The sequence below is a fragment of the Pantoea sp. Ap-870 genome (assembly GCF_011752515.1).
In the GTDB taxonomy this organism is placed as follows: Bacteria; Pseudomonadota; Gammaproteobacteria; order Enterobacterales; family Enterobacteriaceae; genus Pantoea; species Pantoea dispersa.
Genome location: NZ_VWXG01000001.1, coordinates 23,431 through 44,819 on the forward strand (window position 1 = coordinate 23,431; position 21,389 = coordinate 44,819).

General features: G+C 58.8%; 19 protein-coding genes. 13 read left to right on the forward strand and 6 right to left on the reverse strand.

The genetic code is table 11. The features are described from left to right. Window position 1 precedes the first annotated feature (1 nt). The 3 genes from uraD to katG all read left to right on the forward strand — a co-directional run bounded on the left by uraD (window position 2) and on the right by katG (window position 3,273). Window positions 2-496 carry a 2-oxo-4-hydroxy-4-carboxy-5-ureidoimidazoline decarboxylase gene (gene uraD, locus F3J41_RS00140; RefSeq protein WP_058781168.1) on the forward strand — a complete coding sequence of 165 codons (495 nt, stop codon included), beginning with the start codon at window positions 2-4 and terminating at the stop codon, window positions 494-496. Further along, the gene (uraH, locus tag F3J41_RS00145) at window positions 493-828 is read left to right on the forward strand and encodes a hydroxyisourate hydrolase (RefSeq protein WP_021507290.1); all 336 of its coding nucleotides are present in this window, start codon (window positions 493-495) and stop codon (window positions 826-828) included. The genes uraD and uraH overlap by 4 nt, the downstream gene beginning before the upstream one ends. 246 nt (window positions 829-1,074) lie before the next feature. Beyond that, on the forward strand, window positions 1,075-3,273 hold the full coding sequence (katG, locus tag F3J41_RS00150) for a catalase/peroxidase HPI (protein WP_166709620.1): 2,199 nt from the start codon (window positions 1,075-1,077) through the stop codon (window positions 3,271-3,273). 47 nt (window positions 3,274-3,320) lie between these two features. Here the strand turns inward: katG and F3J41_RS00155 are convergent, their stop codons facing one another. The 3 genes from F3J41_RS00155 to fadE form a co-directional block, all read right to left on the reverse strand. Continuing rightward, window positions 3,321-4,091 carry an amidohydrolase gene (locus F3J41_RS00155; protein WP_166709622.1) on the reverse strand — a complete coding sequence of 257 codons (771 nt, stop codon included), beginning with the start codon at window positions 4,089-4,091 and terminating at the stop codon, window positions 3,321-3,323. Beyond that, window positions 4,079-5,239: a pyridoxal phosphate-dependent aminotransferase gene (locus F3J41_RS00160; protein WP_166709624.1), complete on the reverse strand. Its 1,161-nt coding sequence runs from the start codon at window positions 5,237-5,239 to the stop codon at window positions 4,079-4,081. The genes F3J41_RS00155 and F3J41_RS00160 overlap by 13 nt, the downstream gene beginning before the upstream one ends. 184 nt (window positions 5,240-5,423) lie before the next feature. Beyond that, window positions 5,424-7,874, reverse strand: a complete 2,451-nt coding sequence (gene fadE, locus F3J41_RS00165; protein ID WP_058776018.1) for an acyl-CoA dehydrogenase FadE — start codon at window positions 7,872-7,874, stop codon at window positions 5,424-5,426. A gap of 229 nt (window positions 7,875-8,103) precedes the next feature. Between fadE and lpcA the strand changes: the two genes are divergently transcribed. Next, complete coding sequence (gene lpcA / locus F3J41_RS00170; protein WP_021507284.1) at window positions 8,104-8,682, forward strand: D-sedoheptulose 7-phosphate isomerase; 579 nt, start codon at window positions 8,104-8,106, stop codon at window positions 8,680-8,682. Window positions 8,683-8,730: 48 nt separating this feature from the next. Then, a complete protein-coding gene (locus F3J41_RS00175; RefSeq protein WP_166709626.1) occupies window positions 8,731-9,498 on the forward strand; it encodes a class II glutamine amidotransferase in 768 nt (255 codons plus the stop codon). On the opposite strand, the gene dpaA is transcribed toward F3J41_RS00175, so the two are convergent. After that, complete coding sequence (gene dpaA, locus F3J41_RS00180) at window positions 9,469-10,212, reverse strand: peptidoglycan meso-diaminopimelic acid protein amidase (protein ID WP_058758015.1); 744 nt, start codon at window positions 10,210-10,212, stop codon at window positions 9,469-9,471. The two genes, F3J41_RS00175 and dpaA, sit on opposite strands and share 30 nt — an antisense overlap. A gap of 244 nt (window positions 10,213-10,456) precedes the next feature. Here dpaA and dinB point away from each other — a divergent pair, with 244 nt between their 5' ends. Beyond that, a complete protein-coding gene (gene dinB / locus F3J41_RS00185; protein WP_166709629.1) occupies window positions 10,457-11,512 on the forward strand; it encodes a DNA polymerase IV in 1,056 nt (351 codons plus the stop codon). Between the two features lie 109 nt (window positions 11,513-11,621). On the opposite strand, the gene pepD is transcribed toward dinB, so the two are convergent. Then, window positions 11,622-13,082, reverse strand: coding sequence for a beta-Ala-His dipeptidase (pepD, locus tag F3J41_RS00190; RefSeq protein ID WP_021507280.1), 1,461 nt, complete (start codon window positions 13,080-13,082; stop codon window positions 11,622-11,624). Window positions 13,083-13,336: 254 nt separating this feature from the next. Here pepD and gpt point away from each other — a divergent pair, with 254 nt between their 5' ends. The 3 genes from gpt to crl all read left to right on the forward strand — a co-directional run bounded on the left by gpt (window position 13,337) and on the right by crl (window position 15,674). Then, window positions 13,337-13,795, forward strand: a complete 459-nt coding sequence (gene gpt / locus F3J41_RS00195; protein ID WP_021507279.1) for a xanthine phosphoribosyltransferase — start codon at window positions 13,337-13,339, stop codon at window positions 13,793-13,795. A 120-nt stretch (window positions 13,796-13,915) separates the two neighbouring features. Then, window positions 13,916-15,163, forward strand: a complete 1,248-nt coding sequence (frsA, locus tag F3J41_RS00200) for an esterase FrsA (RefSeq protein WP_166709631.1) — start codon at window positions 13,916-13,918, stop codon at window positions 15,161-15,163. 109 nt (window positions 15,164-15,272) lie between these two features. Next, a complete protein-coding gene (gene crl, locus F3J41_RS00205; protein WP_021313042.1) occupies window positions 15,273-15,674 on the forward strand; it encodes a sigma factor-binding protein Crl in 402 nt (133 codons plus the stop codon). Window positions 15,675-15,755: 81 nt separating this feature from the next. Here the strand turns inward: crl and ompC are convergent, their stop codons facing one another. After that, complete coding sequence (ompC, locus tag F3J41_RS00210; RefSeq protein WP_021507277.1) at window positions 15,756-16,838, reverse strand: porin OmpC; 1,083 nt, start codon at window positions 16,836-16,838, stop codon at window positions 15,756-15,758. 246 nt (window positions 16,839-17,084) lie between these two features. On the opposite strand from ompC, the gene proB reads away from it, so the two are divergent. From proB to F3J41_RS00230, 4 genes are all read left to right on the forward strand, one after another. Then, window positions 17,085-18,188: a glutamate 5-kinase gene (gene proB / locus F3J41_RS00215; RefSeq protein WP_021507276.1), complete on the forward strand. Its 1,104-nt coding sequence runs from the start codon at window positions 17,085-17,087 to the stop codon at window positions 18,186-18,188. 10 nt (window positions 18,189-18,198) lie between these two features. Then, complete coding sequence (gene proA / locus F3J41_RS00220) at window positions 18,199-19,452, forward strand: glutamate-5-semialdehyde dehydrogenase (protein WP_166710226.1); 1,254 nt, start codon at window positions 18,199-18,201, stop codon at window positions 19,450-19,452. Between the two features lie 353 nt (window positions 19,453-19,805). After that, a complete protein-coding gene (locus F3J41_RS23635; protein ID WP_031279669.1) occupies window positions 19,806-20,537 on the forward strand; it encodes a S24 family peptidase in 732 nt (243 codons plus the stop codon). A gap of 413 nt (window positions 20,538-20,950) precedes the next feature. Further along, window positions 20,951-21,229 (forward strand): hypothetical protein, encoded by a 279-nt coding sequence (locus tag F3J41_RS00230; protein ID WP_021507273.1) that lies wholly within the window; start codon window positions 20,951-20,953, stop codon window positions 21,227-21,229. Window positions 21,230-21,389: the final 160 nt, after the last annotated feature.

The following is a 21,389-nucleotide window of genomic DNA, read 5'->3' on the forward strand; positions in this document are numbered from 1 at the left end:
AATGGATCTGAACGATTTTAATCAGGCGAGCGTCGCGCAGGCGCAGGCGGCGATTGCCCACTGCGTGGCGATTCCCGCCTGGCAGCAGGCGCTGGTGGCGGCGCGGCCGTTCGCCAGCCTGACGGCGCTGTACACCACGGCGCAACAGCTGGCGCAGGCGTGGCAGGGCGACGCCTTGCAGCAGGCGCTGAGCGCCCATCCGCGCATCGGCGAAAAAGCGCAGGGCGCGGGTAAAGAGGCCGCGCTGTCGCAGCAGGAACAGGCAGCGATGCAGCAGGCTAACGGTGCGCTGCAGCTGGCGATGCTGGCCGGTAATGAGCGCTATGAGCAGCGCTTCGGCCGGGTGTTTCTGATTCGCGCCAAAGGGCGCAGCGGTGAACAGATGCTGGCGGAATTGCAGCGCAGGCTCAACAATGATGAAGAGACCGAGCAGCAGGAAGCGCTGGCGCAGCTGCGGGAAATTACCCTGTTACGGCTTAAGGAGAGCATTACATGAGCACCATCACCACCCATATTCTCGACACCGCGCTGGGCAAACCGGCGATTGGCGTCGCGATGTCGCTGGAGCAGAACAGCCCTGAGGGCTGGCTGCCAGTGGCCGAGGGCGAAACCGACAGCGACGGGCGCATCAAAGATCTCACGCCTGAACCGCTGGCGCCGGGCCACTATCGCTTAACCGCGGAGATCGGTGACTATTTCGCCGCCGACGGGCGTGATGCGCTGTATGTGAGCGCGCAGATTGATTTTGTGATTGGCTCCGCCGGCAGCCATTATCACCTGCCGTTCCTCATTTCCCCGTGGTCGTGGTCGACTTACCGCGGAAGTTAATCCAGGTCGCCATCAATGGCGCCCCTGTAAAAATCGTTATGCGGTTCCGTAGGGTGCGCATTCATGCGCACCGGTATAACCCGATCCATCATGAGGTGTACCTATGCGCCCTGAAATTCGTGCTCTCTATCACAAACCTCGCGCTTGAAAGCCAGTAACTATCAAAACCTTCGGTCCATCCAAATATATTCTGCAACACGGTGCGGTTATCTTAACCGGACAACGTGAAGCCAATGGAGCCGAGAAATGAGCACGCCCGAAAATAATGATAATGCAGCCGCCTCAGGAAAATGCCCCTTTCATCATGGAGCATCGGAAGAGAAAAGCGTTTTAGCGCGTGGCGCCGGAAGCGGGACCACTAACCGCGACTGGTGGCCAAACATGCTGCGCGTCGATCTGTTAAACCAGCATTCCAGCCGTTCTAACCCCCTCAGTGACACTTTCAACTACCGTGAAGAGTTCAGCAAACTGGATTACGCCGCGCTGAAAGCCGATATTCGTGCGCTGCTGACCGATTCGCAATCCTGGTGGCCTGCCGACTGGGGCAGCTACATCGGCTTGTTTATCCGTATGGCATGGCACAGCGCCGGCACCTACCGCACCATCGACGGTCGCGGCGGTTCCGGGCGTGGCCAGCAGCGCTTTGCGCCGCTCAACTCCTGGCCGGATAACGTCAGCCTCGACAAAGCACGTCGTCTGCTGTGGCCGGTGAAACAGAAGTATGGCCAGAAAATCTCCTGGGCGGATCTCTACATTCTTGCCGGTAACGTGTCGCTGGAAAACGCCGGCTTCCGTACCTTTGGCTTTGGTGCCGGTCGTGAAGATGTCTGGGAACCGGACATGGACGTGGACTGGGGACATGAGACCGAATGGCTGGCGCACCGCCATCCGGAAAGCCTGGCAAACGCGCCGCTCGGTGCGACGGAAATGGGCCTGATCTACGTGAACCCGGAAGGTCCGGAAGCCAGCGGCGATCCGCGCTCGGCGGCCCCGGCGATTCGCGCCACCTTCGGCAACATGGGCATGAACGATGAAGAGATCGTCGCGCTGATTGCCGGCGGTCACACGCTGGGTAAAACGCACGGTGCCGCCGCGGCCAGCCACGTGGGCGTCGATCCGGAAGCCTCGCCGCTGGAAGCGCAGGGCCTGGGCTGGCACAGCAGCTACGGCAGCGGTGCCGGTGCCGATGCCATCACTTCCGGTCTGGAAGTGGTATGGACGCAAACCCCAACGCAGTGGAGCAACTACTTCTTCGAGAACCTGTTCAAATATGAGTGGGTACAAACGCACAGCCCGGCGGGCGCGATTCAGTTCGAAGCGGTTGATGCCGAAGCGATTATCCCGGATCCGTTCGATCCAGAGAAAAAACGCAAGCCGACCATGCTGGTCACTGACCTGACGCTGCGCTTCGATCCGGAGTTCGAGAAGATTTCGCGTCGTTTCCTCAACGATCCGCAGGCGTTCAACGAAGCCTTCGCCCGTGCCTGGTTCAAACTGACGCACCGCGATATGGGGCCAAAAGCGCGTTACCTCGGTCCGGAAGTGCCGAAGGAAGATCTGCTGTGGCAGGATCCGTTACCGCAGGCCACGCATCAGCCGACGCCGGATGACATCACCGATCTGAAAGCGAAAATTGCCGCTTCGGGTCTGAGCGTCAGCCAGCTGGTCTCTGCGGCCTGGGCGTCCGCTTCCACCTTCCGTGGCGGCGATAAACGCGGCGGCGCGAACGGTGCCCGTCTGGCGCTGGCACCGCAGAACGGCTGGGCGGTCAACGCCAGTGTCACCCGCGATGTGCTGCCGGTGCTGCAGAAGATTCAGCAGGAGTCAGGTAAAGCGTCGCTGGCGGATGTGATTGTGCTGGCGGGCAGCGTCGGGATTGAGCAGGCGGCAGCAGCGGCAGGTGTCGCGGTGCAGGTGCCGTTCACGCCGGGCCGCGTGGATGCGCGTCAGGACCAGACGGATGTCGAGTCATTCAACGTACTGCAGCCGCTGGCCGATGGTTTCCGTAACTATCGCCGCGTACAGGGCGGTTCTTCCACCGAAACCCTGCTGCTGGACAAAGCGCAACAGCTGACGCTGAGCGCGCCAGAACTGACGGTACTGCTGGGTGGTCTGCGCGTGCTGGGCACCAACTTCGACGGCAGCGCGTATGGCGTGTTTACCGATCGCGTGGGCGTGCTGAGTAACGACTTCTTCATCAATCTGCTGGATATGCGCACCGCATGGCGCGCCACTGATGAGAGCGCTGAGCTGTTCGAAGGCCGCGATCGTCAGAGCGGAGAAGTGAAGTACAGCGCCACTCGCGCCGATCTGGTGTTTGGTTCTAACGCCATCCTGCGCGCGCTGGCGGAAGTTTACGCCAGCAGCGATGCGAAGCAGAAGTTCGTCAACGACTTCGTGGCCGCCTGGACCAAAGTGATGAATCTCGACCGGTTCGATCTGTAAGCAACTGACGTGAATAACGCAAACCCCGGCCTGGCCGGGGTTTTTTATTACTTCAGCGTATATTCATCCGCGTCGCGCCAGGCCGGGAAGCGTTCGCGATAGTCCTGCAGCGCCTCCAGTGATAACTCGGCATCGAGGCGCGCGCGGGCGAAGGGTTCAGCGGCCGCGAGGATCTCACCCTGCGGCGAGATGATCCGGCTGTCGCCGCTGTATTGATGCTGATTGCCGTCACTGCCGACGCGGTTACACCCGGCTACATAGGCCTGATTCTCAATGGCGCGCGCCAGCAGCAGCGCCTGCCAGTGCAGCGCGCGCGGTGCCGGCCAGTTGGCGACATACAGCGCCAGATCGTAATCATTCTGGTTGCGCGAAAACACCGGGAAGCGCAGGTCGTAGCAAATCTGCGGCAGAATACGCCAGCCGCGCCAGTGGAACACCTCGCGCGTTTCACCGGGTACATAGTGCTGGTGCTCACTGGCCATGCGGAACAGATGGCGTTTGTCGTACTGGTGCAGCGTGCCGTCGGGCTCCACCAGCAGGAAACGGTTTACCGCGCCCTGGTCGCTCTGAATCGCCGCGCTGCCGCCGACCAGGGCATTCAGGGCTTTGGCATGACCGTGCAGCCACGCCACTACCTGATCCTGCGGCAGCGAACTGGCCGCCGCCTCCATGGCGAAGCCGGTGGTAAACATCTCCGGCAGCAGGATGACATCGCGGCCCGTCATGCCCTGCAATACCTCATCAAAATGGCGCAGGTTGGCCGCGCCATCCATCCAGCTCAGGGTTTCCTGCAATACGGTAAGTTTTAAAGCTGACATAAACGCTCCGCAGCGGCGTCAAGCGTCGCTTCCTGTTTAGCAAAGCACAGGCGAATGAGCTTGTGCGGGAAAGGGTCCGCGCAGAACACCGACAGCGGAATCGCCGCCACGCCCACTTCGCGGGTTAACCACTGGCAGAAACTGACATCATCCAAATCGGAAATGGCGCTGTAATCCACCAACAGGAAATAGGTGCCGGCACAGGGCAGCACCTTAAACCGGCTGGCGGCCAGCGCCTGCGTCAGGCGGTTACGCCGGGCGCGATAGAATGCCGGCAGCGCATCAATATGTTCCGGCTGCTGGCGCAGCATATCGGCAATCGCCAGCTGCGCCGGGGTATTCACTGAAAAGGTGAGATACTGATGCACTTTGCGGATTTCGGCGCTGATCGCCGCCGGAGCGATGCAGTAACCCACTTTCCAGCCGGTCATATGAAAGGTTTTGCCGAAGGATGAGACTGCGATAGCGCGCTGACGCAGGTCGGCATGTGCCAGCACGCTGGCATGGCCCTGCTCATCAAAACAGATGTGCTCATAGACTTCATCGCTGAGCACATAAATTTCCTGTCCGGCGATCGCCTGCCACAGCGCGGCGTAGTCACTGGCGTGCCACACGGTGGCGGACGGATTATGCGGCGTGTTGACGATCACCAGCCGGGTGCGCGCGCTGAGCAGGCTGCTGAAGGCCTGCCAGTCGACCTGAAAAGCGGGCGGCTGCAGCGCGATGCGTTTCAGCACGCCGCCGGCCAGCTGAACCGCCGGCGCATAGCTATCGTAGCTGGGATCGAAGCAGATCACCTCGTCGCCCGGCCGCACCAGCGCGGTGATCGCGGCATACAGCGCTTCGGTTGCGCCCGCCGTCACGGTGATGTCGCTGTTGATATCCGGCCGATGACCGTACATGTCTGCGGTTATATCGGCGATTGCCTCGCGCAGCGGCAGGGTGCCAATCATCGGCGCGTACTGGTTAGCGCCTTCGCTGACGTGATGTGCCAGGCGCTGCTGCAAATAGCGCGGGCCGTCAAAATCGGGAAAGCCCTGTGACAGGTTGATGGCGTTGTGCTGGGCGGCGAGGGCGCTCATTTGGGTAAAAATGGTGGTGCCGAGCGCCGGTAGTTTGCTCTCGGGGATCAGGTTGGGCTGCGTCATTATCGGGTGCCTTAAGCGCGAATGTCGTTGCGGAGTAACCTTGTGCTGCAGCCACTATAAACAGGATGTTAACACTTGGCAATCGAGACGCTTAGACGTCTAAACGTGGCTGGCACAGATGCTGAGTGCGCTTATCCGCTGCCGCAGGCCATAAAAAAAGCCTCCGGCTGGAGGCTTTTTACGGTTACGCCGCTTCGCTGGGGCGGGCGCTGGGTTTGGGTTTGCTGTCCGGTTTGGCCACCGCCAGCGCCTCGGGCGCAAAATCATCCACGTTGATGGCCTTCAGCCGGCTGGCTTCGGCCCGCGTCAGCACCTTCGCTTCACTCTCGTCAATCCAGCCTTCTTTCAGCGCGCGCTGGGCCAGCGCATCCAGCCGGGTGAAGGAGAAGTGTTTTTTCTGCTGCTGACACAGACGATCGTGAATCACTTCCGCCGCCATCACATCCTGCAGCGCCTGCTCCAGCTGACCGGCCGGGTTGTGCTCACTCGGCGTCAGATACTGGCCGCGGCCCAGACGGGTGCGGGTTGCGGACGGCAGCTGCAGCATTTTGGCCAGCTTATGATCCAGTTTATCGGACGGTGCCGGGCAGTGTTTACCGCCGGCGAAAATCACCAGCCGCAGCGCACCCGCAACCAGGCGATTCGGGAAGTTGCGCAGCAGATCGTCCATCGCCACTTCCGCCTGATGCAGCGCATCCTGCACGCCCCAGTGCACCAGCGGCAGATCCGCCTCGTTGCGGCCTTCATCGTCATAGCGTTTCAGCGTGGCGGATGCCAGATACATCTGGCTCAGCACATCGCCGAGGCGTGCCGAAATACGTTCGCGACGTTTCAGGCTACCGCCCAGCACCGCCATCGACACATCTGACAGCAGCGCAAGGTTGGCGCTCAGGCGATTCAGCTGCTGATAGTAGCGACGGGTCGCGTCACGGGTTGGCGTAGCGCTGGTGCGGCCGCCGGTCAGGCCAAGCCACAGGCTGCGCACTTTATTGCTGCCGACGTGGCCGATATGGCTGAACAGCGCGCGGTCAAAGGCGACGAGATCGTTCTTCGCGGCGGCGTTCATTTCTTCCAGCACCCACGGGTGGCAGCGGATTGCGCCCTGGCCAAAGATAATCATGCTACGCGTCAGGATGTTCGCGCCCTCAACGGTGATGGCGATCGGGGCACCCTGATAGGCACGCGCCAGAAAATTATTCTCGCCAAGCATGATGCCTTTACCGCCGGCGATATCCATTGCATCAATGATGGCGCGCTGGCCGCGATGGGTGCAGTGGTATTTTACAATCGCTGACAGCACCGCCGGTTTTTCGCCCAGCATAATGCCGCTGGTGATCAGCGTCGCCGCCGCGTCCATCACGTAAGCGTTACCGGCGATGCGCGCCAGCGGCTCCTCAATCCCTTCCATCTTACCGATAGAGACTTTGAACTGGCGGCGAATGTGCGCGTAGGCGCCGGTCGCCAGCGCCAGGCTTTTCAGGCTGCCGGTGGCGTTAGACGGCAGAGTAATGCCGCGTCCTACCGACAGGCACTCAACCAGCATGCGCCAGCCCTGACCGGCCATCGCCGGACCGCCGATGATGTAATCGATCGGCACAAAGATATCTTTGCCGCGCGTCGGCCCGTTCTGGAACGGCACGTTCAGCGGGAAGTGACGTCTGCCAATCTCAACGCCTGGCGTATGGGTCGGGATCAGCGCACAGGTAATACCCAGCTCTTCGGTTTCGCCCAGCAGATGATCGGGGTCGGAGAGCTTAAAGGCGAGGCCGAGCACGGTAGCAATCGGCGCCAGGGTAATGTAGCGCTTGTTCCAGGTCAGGCGCATGCCCAGCACCTGCTGGCCCTGCCAGTCGCCCATGCACACCACGCCGGTATCCGGAATGGCGCCGGCGTCGGAGCCCGCTTCCGGGCTGGTCAGCGCAAAGCAGGGGATTTCATCGCCGCGCGCGAGGCGTGGCAGGTAGTGATCTTTCTGCTCATCGGTACCGTAATGCTGCAGCAGTTCACCCGGGCCCAGCGAGTTCGGCACGCCGACGGTGATCGCCAGGATTCCGGACACGCCTGCCAGTTTCTGCAGCACGCGAGCCTGCGCGTAAGCGGAAAACTCCAGACCGCCGTACTCTTTTTTGATGATCATGGCAAAGAAGCGGTGCTGCTTGAGGTAAGCCCACAGCTCCGGCGGCAGATCGGCCATTTCATGGGTGATTTCGAAGTCGTTAGCCATGCGGCAGGCTTCTTCTACCGGGCCATCCAGAAACGCCTGTTCCTCTTCGGTCAGGCGCGGCTGCGGATAGTTGTGCAGTTTCTGCCAGTCCGGTTTGCCGCGAAACAGATCGCCTTCCCACCAGGTGGTGCCGGCGTCGATCGCCTCTTTTTCGGTGCGCGACATCGGCGGCATCACCTTCTGGAAGCTGTGCAGAGCCGGCTTAGAGAACATGCTGCGGCGCATCGCCGGCAGGTTGAAAGGCAGCAGAATAATGGCCAGCGGCAGCAGCAGCCATGGCGTCCACAGGCCGGTGGCGGCCAGTGCCGCGGTCCACAGCAGCACAATCGCACTGCTGAGCCGCAGTGAAACCTGATGGTAGAAGAGGGCGCTAATTAACACCAGCGTCGCGATGATCGAGGCAAGCAACATAATGAACCGCTCCGTAAGTTGTAAGAGGTCTGACCTGTTAGTGATAAGGTTTAGAGCAGCGCACGAAATTTATCAATCTGTTTACATCGCAATTACAACCGAACTCACAAAATCGCGCCGGCAATTAGACGTCAGCGCGGCGTCGCGCTTTTCCCTGTTGCGGGCGCTTTGCGGCTCTGGCCCATTCCGTTAAACTTGCTGGGTCAATTTTCCTCTAAAGGACATCCCTATGTATCAGGACATTATTCGCTCAGAACTCAATGAAGCCGCCGATACGCTCAATAAGTTTCTGAGTGATGAAGCCAACATTCACGCCATTCAGCGCGCAGCCGTGCTGCTGGCCGACAGCTTCAAAGCCGGTGGCAAAGTGCTCTCCTGCGGCAACGGCGGCTCGCACTGCGATGCCATGCACTTCGCTGAGGAGCTGACCGGGCGCTACCGCGAAAATCGTCCTGGCTATCCGGCCATCGCCATTTCGGATGTCAGCCATCTTTCCTGCGTCAGCAACGATTTTGGCTACGACTATGTGTTCTCCCGCTACATCGAGGCGGTCGGGCGCGAGGGCGATGTGCTGCTGGGGCTGTCCACCTCGGGTAACTCGGCCAACATCATCAAAGCCGTAGAAGCCGCGCGCGCCAAAGGCATGAAAGTGATTACCCTGACCGGCAAAGACGGTGGCAAAATGGCCGGTACGGCCGATATCGAAATTCGCGTGCCGCACTTTGGATATGCCGATCGCATTCAGGAGATTCACATCAAAGTGATCCACATCCTGATGCTGTTAATCGAAAAAGAGATGGTTAAGTGATGACGTGCTCCTCCCGCGCCCGCGGGAGGTTCTGATAAGGCGGTTGCTATGTGCGAATTGCTCGGGATGAGCGCCAATGTCCCCACGGATATCTGTTTCAGTTTTACCGGTCTGGTGCAGCGTGGCGGTGCAACCGGGCCGCACAAAGATGGCTGGGGCATCACCTTTTACGAAGATAAAGGCTGCCGCACGTTTAAAGATCCGCTGCCGAGCTACAACTCGCCGATTGCCCGCCTGGTGCAGGAGTATCCGATCAAGTCGCACTCGGTGGTGGCGCATATTCGTCAGGCCAATCGCGGCCAGGTATCACTGGAAAATACCCATCCGTTTACCCGCGAACTGTGGGGGCGCAACTGGACTTACGCGCATAACGGCCAGCTAAAGGGCTATCGCCAGCTGGAGACCGGACATTTCCGTCCGGTAGGCGAAACCGACAGCGAAAAGGCGTTTTGCTGGATTCTGCATAAGCTGGCTGAGCGCTATCCGCGCACGCCGGGCAACTGGCCGGCGGTGTTTCGCTATGTGGCGGAACTGGCGACGGAGCTGCGCCAGAAGGGCGTGTTCAATATGCTGCTGTCTGACGGACGCTATCTGATGGCCTTCTGCTCAACCAATCTGTACTGGATTACGCGCCGCGCGCCGTTTGGCAAAGCGAAGCTGCTCGATCAGGATGTGGAGATTGATTTTCTGCAGCAGACCACGCCGAAAGACGTGGTGACGGTGATTGCGACGCAGCCGCTGACCGGTAATGAAACCTGGAACCGCATCGTGCCAGGTGAGTGGGCATTATTTTACCTGGGTGAGCGCCAGGAATGATTTCGACGCCGCTTCCGGTGTGCTCATGACCGGCGTGTTGTTCACCGCATACTGACCGGTTGCCGTCACGTTGACCGTTGGCGGCACGTGGTATTTGGCGAAGTAAGCATAGCCCGGCTGCAGTTCACGCCAGAAGCTGATGTAAGTCGAGTAACGATGACGCTGCATGTTGCTGTCGGTCATGCGGAACGGGAAGATGTTGACCTGCACATCCTGCTGACCGTTACGCAGCGCGGCGTTCACGTAAGTGAAGATCTCATCCATCGATGCGTTGGTCATGGCATAGCAGCCCACGGACACGCAATCGCCGTGAATCATCAGATAGTTACCGTTATAGCCTTTGGCGCGATCGTACTGATTCGGGAATCCGGTATTGATGGCGCGATAAAAACGGCTGTCCGGCTTAAGCTGATTCATCTTCACGTTATAAAAGCCTTCCGGACTTTTAAAATCGCCCTGACGACGTTTCGGCCCGAGGCCGCCGGAGAAGTTACAGATGCGATAGCTGTCCAGCAGACGATATTCATTACCGATTTTGCCGTACAGTTCCAGCGTACGCTCTTCCTTGAAGATCTGAATAAATACCGGTGTACCCAGTAATTGTTTCTTTAACTCTTTGCTCACCGGAGCCAGCGGCTGCATTGGCTCAGGCGTCATTGCCCAGCTCAGGAGCGGCATAAGAATCATCGCAAACAATAATGCGATTCTGCCCATTCTGTGTGTACCTTGAAGTGAAGAGGAACGCTGACGCAGTGCGTCACTGTATTGCATTATCGGAAATATCCGCTACCGCAGCGCAACATTATCATTGTCTGGCGTTTAATCAAGCCGGAGTCCGAGAAAATGGTGCAATCCTAAAGGGAATACGACCACAAATTTGTAAACTTTAATCGCACGCGCCACAAATATTGCCGTTGTTTTTCTCTGCTGTATACTTATCCAGTATCCGGAGGGGCGTATGCGCAAAATCATTCATGTCGATATGGACTGCTTTTTCGCGGCAGTAGAAATGCGCGACGATCCTTCATTACGTGATATCCCGATTGCCATCGGCGGCAGCCGCGTGCAGCGCGGCGTAATCAGCACCGCCAACTATCCGGCGCGGAAATACGGCGTGCGCAGCGCGATGCCGACCGCCACGGCGCTGCGCCTCTGTCCCCATCTGAAACTGCTGCCCGGCCGCTTTGATGCCTATAAAGAAGCCTCGCAGCAGATTCGCGCCATCTTTACCCGCTATACGCCACTGATTGAGCCATTGTCGCTGGATGAAGCCTACCTGGATGTCACCGACAGTGAACAGTGCCAGGGATCGGCCACGCTGATGGCGCAGGCGATTCGCGCCGATATCCTGCGCGAAACCGGCCTGACCGCGTCCGCCGGCATTGCGCCGATCAAGTTTCTCGCCAAAATCGCCTCAGACATGAACAAGCCAGATGGCCAGTATGTGATTACGCCGCAGGCGATGCCGGACTTTCTGCTGACGCTGCCGCTGAGCAAGATTCCCGGCGTTGGCAAAGTGGCCACCAAAAAGCTCGAAGAGATGGGGCTGCGCACCTGCGCTGACGTACAGCAGGCCGATCTGGCGCAGCTGCTGAAGCGCTTTGGAAAATTTGGCCGCGTGCTGTGGGAGCGCAGCAACGGCATCGACGATCGTGACGTAGTGGTGGAGCGCGAGCGCAAATCGCTGGGCGTCGAGCGTACGCTGGGTGAGGACATTCATCACTGGGAGCAGTGTCTGGAGATTATTGATTTTCTCTACGCCGAACTCGATCGCCGTCTCAGCGCGATCCGCCCGGATAAGCAGATTGCACGTCAGGGCGTAAAGCTGAAGTTCAACGATTTCCAGCTCACCACCCAGGAGCATGTCTGGCCGGTGCTGAATAAAGACGACATGATCGCCGTGGCGCGTCAGGCCTGGGACGAACGCCGCGCCGGGCGCGGTGTGCGGCTGGTGGGGCTGCACGTAACGCTGGTAAATCCGCAGCTGGAGCGCCAGCTGGTGCTGGGGTTGTAATGGCTGAGCTGCCGCTGGAAGAGCGCTACAGCGCGGTCGCCTGACGCGGCACCGTTACCGTAAATAAAAAATCCTGCCCGGGGGCAGGATTTTTTTTATCGCAACGGCGTTACGCTTTTTCCGGCACCACGTTCAGCAGCGCGGTCAGCAGTTTCCAGTACAGACCGACGCTGTCGATGTGCACCTGCTCGTCCGGCGAGTGCGGACCGGTGATGGTTGGCCCAATCGATACCATGTCCATGTCCGGATACGGTTTTTTGAACAGACCGCACTCCAGACCGGCGTGAATCACCTGAATGTTTGGCGTCTTGCCAAACAGCGCTTCATAAGTCTTACGCGTCAGCGCCATGATGGGCGAGTCGGCATCCGGCTGCCAGCCCGGGTAACCGCCTTTCGGCGCGGTTTTCGCCCCGGCCAGCGCACCCAGCGAAGTCAGGGTTTCGACCACCCAATCTTTACCGGTGTCGATCAGCGAGCGAATCAGGCAGATGATCTCGGCGCTGTCCTGCTCCATGGTGACCACGCCGACGTTAAGCGAGGTTTCCACCACGCCTTTTGCCACGTCCGAGTTGCGAATCACACCGTTTGGCGTGCTGTTCAGCAGGTTGATGAAGCGATCGCGGCTGTCTGCGGTCAGCGCCTGGCCCTGATGCGCCAGCGGCTCGCTCAGCACGGCGACGTTCTTCTCTTTACTGCCCAGCTCATTCTGCAGCGTGGCCTGGAAATGGGCGGCAGCAGACTTCAGCGCATCCACTTTATGGCTGTCGATGGCCAGCGTAGCGAACGCTTCGCGCGGAATCGCATTGCGCAGCGTACCGCCGGTGAACTCAATCAGACGGATATCCAGCTCAGCCGCGTGCACGGCAAGGAAGCGCGCCAGCAGCTTGTTGGCGTTGCCGAGACCAAGATGAATGTCCGCGCCGGAGTGGCCGCCTTTCAAACCTTTCAGCGTCAGCTTCAGGGTTTCGAATCCGGCAGGCACGGCCTCGCGGCTCAGTGGCAGGGTAGTGATAAAGTCGATACCACCGGCGCAGCCCATGTAGATCTCACCTTCCTCTTCCGAGTCGGTGTTGATCAGGATGTCCGCCTGCAGCCAGTTTGGTTGCAGACCAAAGGCGCCGTCCATGCCCGACTCTTCGGTCATGGTCAGCAGCACTTCCAGCGGACCGTGGGTCAGGCTGTTGTCAGCCAGCACCGCCAGCGCAGAGGCCATACCGATACCGTTATCCGCACCCAGCGTGGTGCCGCGCGCTTTCACCCACTCGCCATCAACGTACGGCTGAATCGGGTCTTTGGTGAAGTCGTGTACCGTGTCATTGTTCTTCTGCGGCACCATATCGAGGTGCGCCTGCAGCGCCACCGGAGTACGGTTTTCCATGCCTGCGGTAGCAGGTTTACGAATCAGGATATTGCCGACCTGATCGCGTTCAACCCAGAAACCTTGCTCTTTAGCCCAGCCAACAACGTATTCGGCCAGCGCTTCTTCATGGTAAGAAGGGTGCGGAATCGAGCAGATTTTTGCGAAGATATCCCACAGCGGCTGCGGGGAAAGTTGAGACAATTCAGACACAACGCGTCTCCTGTGTCAGCGCGGCGGACATACCGCTCGCACGCGGGTTTCCAGTGAAAGATCGCCGTCAGCACATCTGACGTGATGGGCCAGAGAATATCACTGTTTCCTGCCGGGTGCGCCATCGGGCGCGCTAAAAACCTGCAACCGATGTGACGGGTGCTGGTTTTTAACGCGTCAGATCCTTATAATCTCGCGCAACCTTTTCCCCCTTGCATATTTTTAAGCCAATCTCATTGGCCGGGATTCCTTTTATGAGCGAAAAATACGTCGTTACCTGGGACATGCTGCAGATTCATGCCCGTAAACTGGCCCAGCGCCTGCTTCCTGTGGAACAGTGGAAAGGCATCATCGCGGTCAGCCGCGGTGGTCTGGTTCCGGCATCGCTGCTGGCGCGTGAACTGGGGATTCGCTACGTCGATACCGTGTGCATCTCCAGCTACGATCACGATCACCAGCGTGAAATGAAAGTGCTGAAGCGCGCAGAAGGCGACGGTGAAGGTTTTGTGGTCATCGACGATCTGGTGGATACCGGCGGTACCGCGCAGGCGATTCGTGATATGTATCCAAAAGCGCGTTTCTGCACCATCTTCGCTAAGCCGGCCGGCCGCGCGCTGGTGGACGACTACATTGTCGATATTCCGCAGAACACCTGGATCGAGCAGCCGTGGGACATGGGCGTGGTGTACATTCCGCCGATTGTAAAAAGCTGATTGATGCAACGCAAACAACGCCCGGTTATGCCGGGCGTTGTGCTTTCTGCGCCTCGCGCCCGTGCGGCGGGTGCAGTACACTCTTAGCCATCTATGCGACTGCCGCAGGAGAAGCTTAAGATGGCCGAGAAAAATCTCAGCGAAGAACTGTTCAAACCCCGCTTCAAACACCCGGAAACCTCCTCGCTGGTGCATCGCCAGCACCACCAGACGGCGCAGGTGCACAATGCCCTGGAAGGCGATACCCAGCGCGGCTGGTATCGCATGCTGAATAAGCTGCTGTGGACGTGGCGTGGCCTGGCACCGCAGGAGATCAGTGAAGTGCTGGCGCGCATTGCCGTCAGTAAGTTTGAACACACCGACAAAACGCTGCTGGACACGGTAATTGGCTATCGCGGCGGCAACTGGAACTATGAGTGGTCGAAGCAGGCGGCGCTGTGGCAGCAGCGCGCGATGCAGAACGCCGATCACGATGAGGCCGGCCAGCAGTGGCTGCATGCCGCCAGTCTCTACAGCCTGGCCGCGTATCCCTACATTAAAGGCGATGAGCTGGCGGATCAGGCACAGGTGCTGGCGAATCGCGCTTATGAAGAAGCCACCCAGCGCCTGCCGGGCGAGCTTAAATCCCTGACCTTTCCCATCAGCGGCGGCAGTCCGGTCACCGGCTTCCTGCATATGCCGGCGCAGGCCAGCGCGCCGTATCCCACCGTGCTGCTGTGCGGCGGTCTCGACTCGCTGCAGAGCGACCATTACCGGCTGTTTCACGATTATCTGGCACCGCGCGGCATCGCCATGCTGACGCTGGATATGCCGTCGGTGGGTTTCAGCAGCAAATGGACGCTCAATCAGGACACCAGCCAGCTGCATCAGCAGGTGCTGCGCGAGCTGAGCAACGTGCCGTGGATTGACCACACGCGCGTGGCGCTGTTCGGTTACCGCTTTGGCGCCAACGTGGCGACGCGGCTGGCTTACCTTGAGGTGCCGCGTCTGCGCGCGGTGGCGTCGCTCGGGCCGATGGTGCATCACGTGTTTGTCGATGCGCAGCGCCAGCAGCAGCTGCCTGATATGTATATGGACATGCTGGCCAGCCGGCTGGGCATGTCGTCGACCTCCGATAGCAATCTGCGCATCGAGCTCAACCGCTATTCGCTTAAAGTGCAGGGCCTGCTGGGTCGCCGGACGCCGGTGCCGATGCTGGCCGCTTACTGGCCCAACGATCTGTTCAGCCCGGAAGAGGAGGCGCAGCTGATCGTCAACTCCTCAGCGCAGGGCAAGGCGCTGGCGATTCCTGCCACGCCAGTGTTTGCCAGCTTTGACAAGGCGCTCAATCAAATTTGCGACTGGCTGGCAAAACAGTTGCAGCGCTAACTGGCGAAATACGCAGACTCTGCTACAACTTATCTTCGGGAAAATACGTGCGGTGGCGTTTTGCCGCCGCGCTGCGTTTTATACGGTTTATTTGAGGGAGAGAGTTAGCATGACGTTACCGAGTGGTCACCCCCGTAGTCGCCTGCTTAAGCGCTTCACCGAATTGGGGCCGTACATCCGTGAAGGACAGTGTGAAGAGACGCGTTTCTTCTTTGATTGCCTGGCAGCGTGCGTCAACGTCAAACCGGCGCCGGAAAGCCGCGAGTTCTGGGGCTGGTGGATGACGCTGAACGCCTATGAAGATCACTTCACCTACGAATACCACTTCGGCCTGTTTGATAAAGACGGCGACTGGAGCGTGGCCGCGATCAAGGGCAAAGAGAACAATGAGAAAGTGGAGAGCACGCTGCGTAATTTCCACGAGCGCCTGAAAGCCACGCTGCATGAGTTTAAGCTTGATCTCAGGCCCGCGGCGGGGTTCAAAGAAGAGCCGGTTAAACTCAGCGCCTGAACCTGAGTCAGACCTGAATAAGAAAGAGCCGGTGATGAGCCGGCTCTTTTTTTACAGACACAGACAGGGTAATGCTGAAGCTTAGAACTGGTAGGTCAGACCGACCGCCACCACGTCATCGCTGTTGATGCCCAGCGGGTTGTTGTCATCCAGCTGGTTGATTTTGTAGTCAACCATGGCCGACATGTTTTTGTTGAAGTAGTACGTCATCGCCACGTCGACATATTTCACGATGTCCGCATCGCCAATGCCTTCAATGTCTTTGCCTTTGCTCTGCACGTAGCCCAGCGATGGACGCAGACCGAAGTCGAACTGATACTGCGCAACCACTTCAAAGTTCTGCGTTTTATTCGCCACGCCGCCCGTGATTGGCGTCATGTTACGGGTTTCAGAGTAGGTCGATGCCAGGTAAATGCTGTTCGCGTCATATTTGATGCCCGCGCCCCAGGCTTCCGCTTTGTCACCACGGCCCAGACGGGTCGCCACGTCCTGCGAGTTGGTACGGTCAGCAGAGGAGATCGCACTCATCAGGCTGACACCGCTATCGCCGAGGGTGTAACCCAGTGACGCACCGTAACCGTCGCCGTTCTGCTTAGGAATCTCTGAACGGCCGTTGGCGCTGGTGGAATCGTTCTTGCCCTGATACTGCACCGCGAAACGCAGGCCATCCACCAGACCGAAGAAATTGCTGTTGCGGTAAGTGGCGACGCCAGAAGTACGGCCCAGCATGTAGGTGTCGGTGTAGGCGCTGTCGCCACCGAACTCTGGCAGCACGTCGGTCCATGCCAGCACATCGTAAACCACGCCGTAGTTACGACCGTAATCAACAGAGCCGTAGTTACCAAACTTCAGACCGGCAAAGCCCAGACGGGTTTTGTTACCGATGTTAGCGTCGGTGTTGGTTTCTGCGCGGTTACCCTGGAACTGATATTCCCACTGACCGTAGCCGGTCATCAGGTCGTTAATCTGCGTCTGCCCTTTGAAGCCCAGACGGATGTAAGTTTTGTCGCCGTCAGCGGCTGCGTTGTCGCTGAAGTAGTGCATGCCTTTCACACGACCGTACAGATCCAGTTTGTTACCGTCTTTGTTATAAACTTCTGCGGCTTGTGCGGTTGAGGCCAGAGCCAGCGCGGAAACGATGAGTGCCAGTGTGCTTTTCTTCATTTTGCTATCAATCCCAATGAGTAAAATTTGTTGTACCCGTGAAAAGGTTTGTAAAACACGGGACGTTTTACCGGCTGGCAATGAAGGTTTTATGACATTTTTTCTGATTTCTTGTTAATCGCGAACTTTTGGTCTACCCGCTTGTCAGGCGTTTTTTGTGCTTTTCCCCTTGCCGCTGTTGGCTTCCTTGCTGACTCCTGTTAAAACGTCCCTTCGCAGATTTTTTTCTTACATGGCAGGAAAAACATGAGTGGCAGTCAGACCCTGGTGGTCAAATTGGGTACCAGCGTCCTCACCGGCGGATCGCGCCGGCTGAACCGGGCGCATATGGTGGAGCTGGTTCGGCAGTGTGCACAACTGCACGCCGCCGGTCATCGCATTATCATCGTCACCTCAGGCGCGATTGCCGCCGGTCGCGAACACCTTGGTTACCCGGAACTGCCACCGACCATCGCCTCAAAGCAGCTGCTGGCTGCGGTGGGGCAGAGCCGTTTAATCCAGCTGTGGGAGCAGCTGTTCTCCATCTACGGTATCCATATCGGGCAGATGCTGCTGACACGCGCCGACATGGAAGATCGTGAACGCTTCCTCTACGCGCGCGATATGCTGCGCGCGCTGCTCGACAACCATATCGTGCCGGTCATTAACGAGAACGACGCGGTGGCAACCGCGGAAATCAAGGTGGGTGACAATGACAACCTGTCCGCGCTGGCGGCGATGCTCGGCGGTGCCGATAAACTGCTGCTGCTGACCGATCAGCCAGGTCTGTTTACCGCCGATCCGCGCACCAATCCCGAGGCAGAACTGATCAGCGATGTGCATCAGATTGATGATGCGCTGCGCACGCTGGCTGGCGGCAGCGTCTCCGGTCTCGGCACCGGCGGCATGGCCACCAAACTGCAGGCGGCGGATGTTGCCTGTCGCGCCGGCATTGACGTGATTATTGCGGCCGGCAGCCGCCCGGATGTAATCGGGGATGTGCTGCACGGCAAACCGGTGGGGACGCGCTTCCACGCGCAGCAGTCACCGCTGGAAAACCGCAAGCGCTGGATCTTCGGCGCACCACCGGCGGGCGAGATCACCATAGACGACGGCGCGCTGGCGGCGGTGCTGGAGCGCGGCAGTTCGCTGCTGCCGAAAGGCGTCCGTGACGTGCAGGGCAATTTCTCGCGCGGCGAAGTGATCCGCATTCGTAACCTGCAGGGGCGCGATATCGCCCACGGCGTCACGCGCTACAACAGCGATGCGATGCGCATGATCGCCGGTCATCACAGTCAGGAGATTGGTGAGATCCTCGGTTACGAATATGGCCCGGTTGCGGTGCACCGCGACGATATGATCGTCAGTTAAGGAGCGGATGATGTTAGAACAGATGGGTAAAGCGGCGCGTGAGGCGTCGTACAAACTGGCGGAGCTCTCCACCGAACAAAAAAATCAGGTACTGCTGACCATCGCCGATCGGCTGGAAGCGGAAAGCGCCGACATTCTGGCGGCTAACCAGCAGGATCTGGCCGATGCGCGCACTAACGGCATGAGTGCGGCGCTGCTCGATCGTCTGACGCTCAACCCGCAGCGCCTGAAAGGCATCGCGGATGACGTGCGCCAGGTGTGCCGTCTGGCCGATCCGGTTGGCCAGCTGATCGACGGCGGGTTGCTCGACAGCGGCCTGCGCATTGAACGACGTCGCGTGCCGCTCGGCGTGATCGGGGTGATCTACGAAGCGCGCCCGAACGTCACGGTCGACGTGGCGTCACTGTGTCTGAAAACCGGCAACGCGGCGATTCTGCGCGGCGGCAAAGAGACCTGGCGCACCAACGCCGCCACGGTGCGGGTGATCCAGAACGCGCTCATCAAGCATGATTTACCGGCAGCAGCGGTGCAGGCGATTGAGAACCCGGATCGCGAACTGGTGAATCAGCTGCTGAAGCTCGATCGCTACGTTGACATGCTGATCCCGCGTGGCGGCGCCGGGCTGCACAAGCTGTGTCGCGAAAATTCCACCATTCCGGTGATCACCGGCGGTATCGGCGTGTGCCATCTCTATCTCGACGAAACCATGGAGACGGACGCCGCGCTGGAGGTGATTGTTAACGCCAAGAAGCAGCGTCCCAGCGCCTGTAACTCGCTGGAAACCCTGCTGATTCATCGCGGTCAGGCTGAGCGTTTCATTCCGGCGTTTCTGCAGCGTATGGCGCAGGAGAACATTGCGCTGCACGCCGACGAAAACGCGCTGGCGCTGCTGCAGCAGGGGCCGGCCAGCGTGGTGGCGGTGCAGATGCACCAATACGACGATGAGTGGCTGTCGAACGATCTGAACGTCAAGCTGGTGGCGGACCTCGATGAAGCGGTCGCGCACATCCGCGCGCACGGCACCCAGCACTCCGACGGCATTCTGACGCGCAGTATTGGCAACGCCAATCGCTTCGTGAATCAGGTCGACTCATCGGCAGTGTACGTCAACGCCAGCACCCGCTTTACCGACGGCGGCCAGTTCGGTCTCGGCGCTGAAGTGGCGGTCAGTACGCAGAAACTGCATGCGCGCGGTCCGATGGGCCTCGAAGCGCTCACCACCTACAAATGGATTGGCTGGGGCGACGATACCCTGCGCCGTTAGTTTTCTCTCCGGCATCATAATGGGCACCTGACGCGGTGCCCTTTTTGATCGCTTTCGATCCAGTTATTTCCAGAGCTTTTCGTTTTATTCCTGTCATCTGTGGCGCGCCTGCGGCTTTTCGCCCATTTTTTGCTGTGGGTGCTGGTCTCAGCGTTACAGAACAATCCTGAAAACCCCTGTCAGAACAAGCTGTCAGAGATTCATTACTGGTTTCCACCAGGGCGAAGAGGATAATGATCGTCCAGCTTTATTGATAAAAGCGGTTGGGTAGTAAACTAGCGGTAATATAAAATGAACTGGTAGCAAAAATGAAAATAACATTCAGTCTTTTACTGATGGCAGACTATTAACTGATGGTTAAAAAAGAGAGTACGAGACAAGCTTTTACTGCCAGGCTGATTGCCGCATGCGAGAGCGCGGGAATTGTCGGACATGGACGGAACAAACAGGTCGCTCAGGCACTGCAACAACGGGGATGCAGGATCTCAACTCCAGGGGTATGGAAATGGTTTAACGCGCAATCCATTCCGGATGACAGTAATCTGCTGGCGCTCAGCCAGCTGTTAGGCGTGCGCGTGGAGTGGCTACAGTTCGGCATGGAAAAACCGGATGTGGCGCTTGCCCGTCAGCGCCTGATCGATCCGCAGCACATGTTCCGCGTCGAAAGCCTGGACATCGGGCAACGCAGCGCACAGGGTATTGTCGCGCGCGACGAACTGGTCGAGACCATTCAGGCAATTGAATACGGTCTGGATGAGGCGCGCGTGCTGTTTAACGGCCGCCCGGCCGAAAATATCCGGCTGATTGCCCTGAACAGTGACTCCATGGCCGGGACTTTTGCTCCGCGCGATCAGCTGTTCGTTGATATCAGCGTGCACCGCTTCGACGGTGACGGCATCTATCTGTTCAATCTCGACAACCAGCTCTACCTCAAGCGGCTGCAGTTACAGCACAAGAAGGTGGCGGTGATCTCCGACAACAAACGCTACGAGACCTGGTATCTGACGCTGGACGAAGCGGCGTCGCTGCAGGTGATTGCCCGCGTCATCATGAGCCAGGCGCGTGACTATCAGATTCTGGGCTGAGCAGCAGTGCGTTAACCGGCAAAAAAAATAATCCGGCTGAAATCAAAAATTTAACTGTCGGTAAATAAAAAATTAACTGTCAGTGTTTGCCAATGCATTAGAACCTGTTAATAATTTGACCATAGATGGACGACATCTCTGCTCCCGGACGAGCCCGCTCTTAAACAATTGAGGCGCTGCACAAGCGCGAGACAACCCACCCAAAGTCAGTGAATTTTGGGATGGGGTGGATACGCACTTAGCAGCGTCGTCAGTTGTCCTCTGCTTTCACTCTCCTCTGCTTATACCTGGCCGTTTTTTACGGCCGGGCAAGCCAGTTGCGGGTGATTGCAGAGGGGCCACGGACGTCCCGGTCTGTGCCGAATCGCCGTGCTCACCACCCCATCGCCAAAGACTCATTCACAGGAGGAGTTATGGCGATTATTCAATATGGCAAATCAGTCTTTAGCGGAAACGCGCGCACCCGTCGCCACCGGCGGCGTCAGCCGCTCAGCCGCCTGAAGCGCAGCATCGACAGTGCCCTGGGCCTGGAGTGTGATGAGATCACCCTGCGCACCGCCGAGCGCATCTGCCAGCGGGAAATCCGCTCCCGGGTAGACCGCGCAGTACTGGCGCCCACGCGGCCCTGCAACGACAACCCCAGCTTTGATAACTGCTGTTTGCCCCACGTTCATCTGTACGCCGTGCGTTAATTCTCTGCTGTTTTCCCAGTTCTGAACGGAACGTTTCACCTTTCCTCACTGTTTAGTTGCGCTTGAGCGTTGCGCTTAACGGCTGCCTGTCGCCCGGCGCAACCGATCAGCGAGGTTTATGTGTTGTGGTTATTTGCGCAGCTTTTCATGCCGTTGCGCC

Bases quoted from the DNA above. Each gene is read 5' to 3' on its own strand.
- fadE (WP_058776018.1), bottom strand. From the start codon at position 7,874: ATGTTGCTTGCCTCGATCATCGCGACGCTGGTGTTAATTAGCGCCCTC.
- proB (WP_021507276.1), top strand. From the start codon at position 17,085: ATGAGTGGCAGTCAGACCCTGGTGGTCAAATTGGGTACCAGCGTCCTC.
- katG (WP_166709620.1), top strand. From the start codon at position 1,075: ATGAGCACGCCCGAAAATAATGATAATGCAGCCGCCTCAGGAAAATGC.
- frsA (WP_166709631.1), top strand. From the start codon at position 13,916: ATGGCCGAGAAAAATCTCAGCGAAGAACTGTTCAAACCCCGCTTCAAA.
- ompC (WP_021507277.1), bottom strand. From the start codon at position 16,838: ATGAAGAAAAGCACACTGGCACTCATCGTTTCCGCGCTGGCTCTGGCC.
- proA (WP_166710226.1), top strand. From the start codon at position 18,199: ATGTTAGAACAGATGGGTAAAGCGGCGCGTGAGGCGTCGTACAAACTG.
- F3J41_RS23635 (WP_031279669.1), top strand. From the start codon at position 19,806: ATGGTTAAAAAAGAGAGTACGAGACAAGCTTTTACTGCCAGGCTGATT.
- lpcA (WP_021507284.1), top strand. From the start codon at position 8,104: ATGTATCAGGACATTATTCGCTCAGAACTCAATGAAGCCGCCGATACG.
- F3J41_RS00175 (WP_166709626.1), top strand. From the start codon at position 8,731: ATGTGCGAATTGCTCGGGATGAGCGCCAATGTCCCCACGGATATCTGT.
- crl (WP_021313042.1), top strand. From the start codon at position 15,273: ATGACGTTACCGAGTGGTCACCCCCGTAGTCGCCTGCTTAAGCGCTTC.
- F3J41_RS00160 (WP_166709624.1), bottom strand. From the start codon at position 5,239: ATGACGCAGCCCAACCTGATCCCCGAGAGCAAACTACCGGCGCTCGGC.
- gpt (WP_021507279.1), top strand. From the start codon at position 13,337: ATGAGCGAAAAATACGTCGTTACCTGGGACATGCTGCAGATTCATGCC.
- F3J41_RS00230 (WP_021507273.1), top strand. From the start codon at position 20,951: ATGGCGATTATTCAATATGGCAAATCAGTCTTTAGCGGAAACGCGCGC.
- uraD (WP_058781168.1), top strand. From the start codon at position 2: ATGGATCTGAACGATTTTAATCAGGCGAGCGTCGCGCAGGCGCAGGCG.
- F3J41_RS00155 (WP_166709622.1), bottom strand. From the start codon at position 4,091: ATGTCAGCTTTAAAACTTACCGTATTGCAGGAAACCCTGAGCTGGATG.
- uraH (WP_021507290.1), top strand. From the start codon at position 493: ATGAGCACCATCACCACCCATATTCTCGACACCGCGCTGGGCAAACCG.
- dinB (WP_166709629.1), top strand. From the start codon at position 10,457: ATGCGCAAAATCATTCATGTCGATATGGACTGCTTTTTCGCGGCAGTA.
- dpaA (WP_058758015.1), bottom strand. From the start codon at position 10,212: ATGGGCAGAATCGCATTATTGTTTGCGATGATTCTTATGCCGCTCCTG.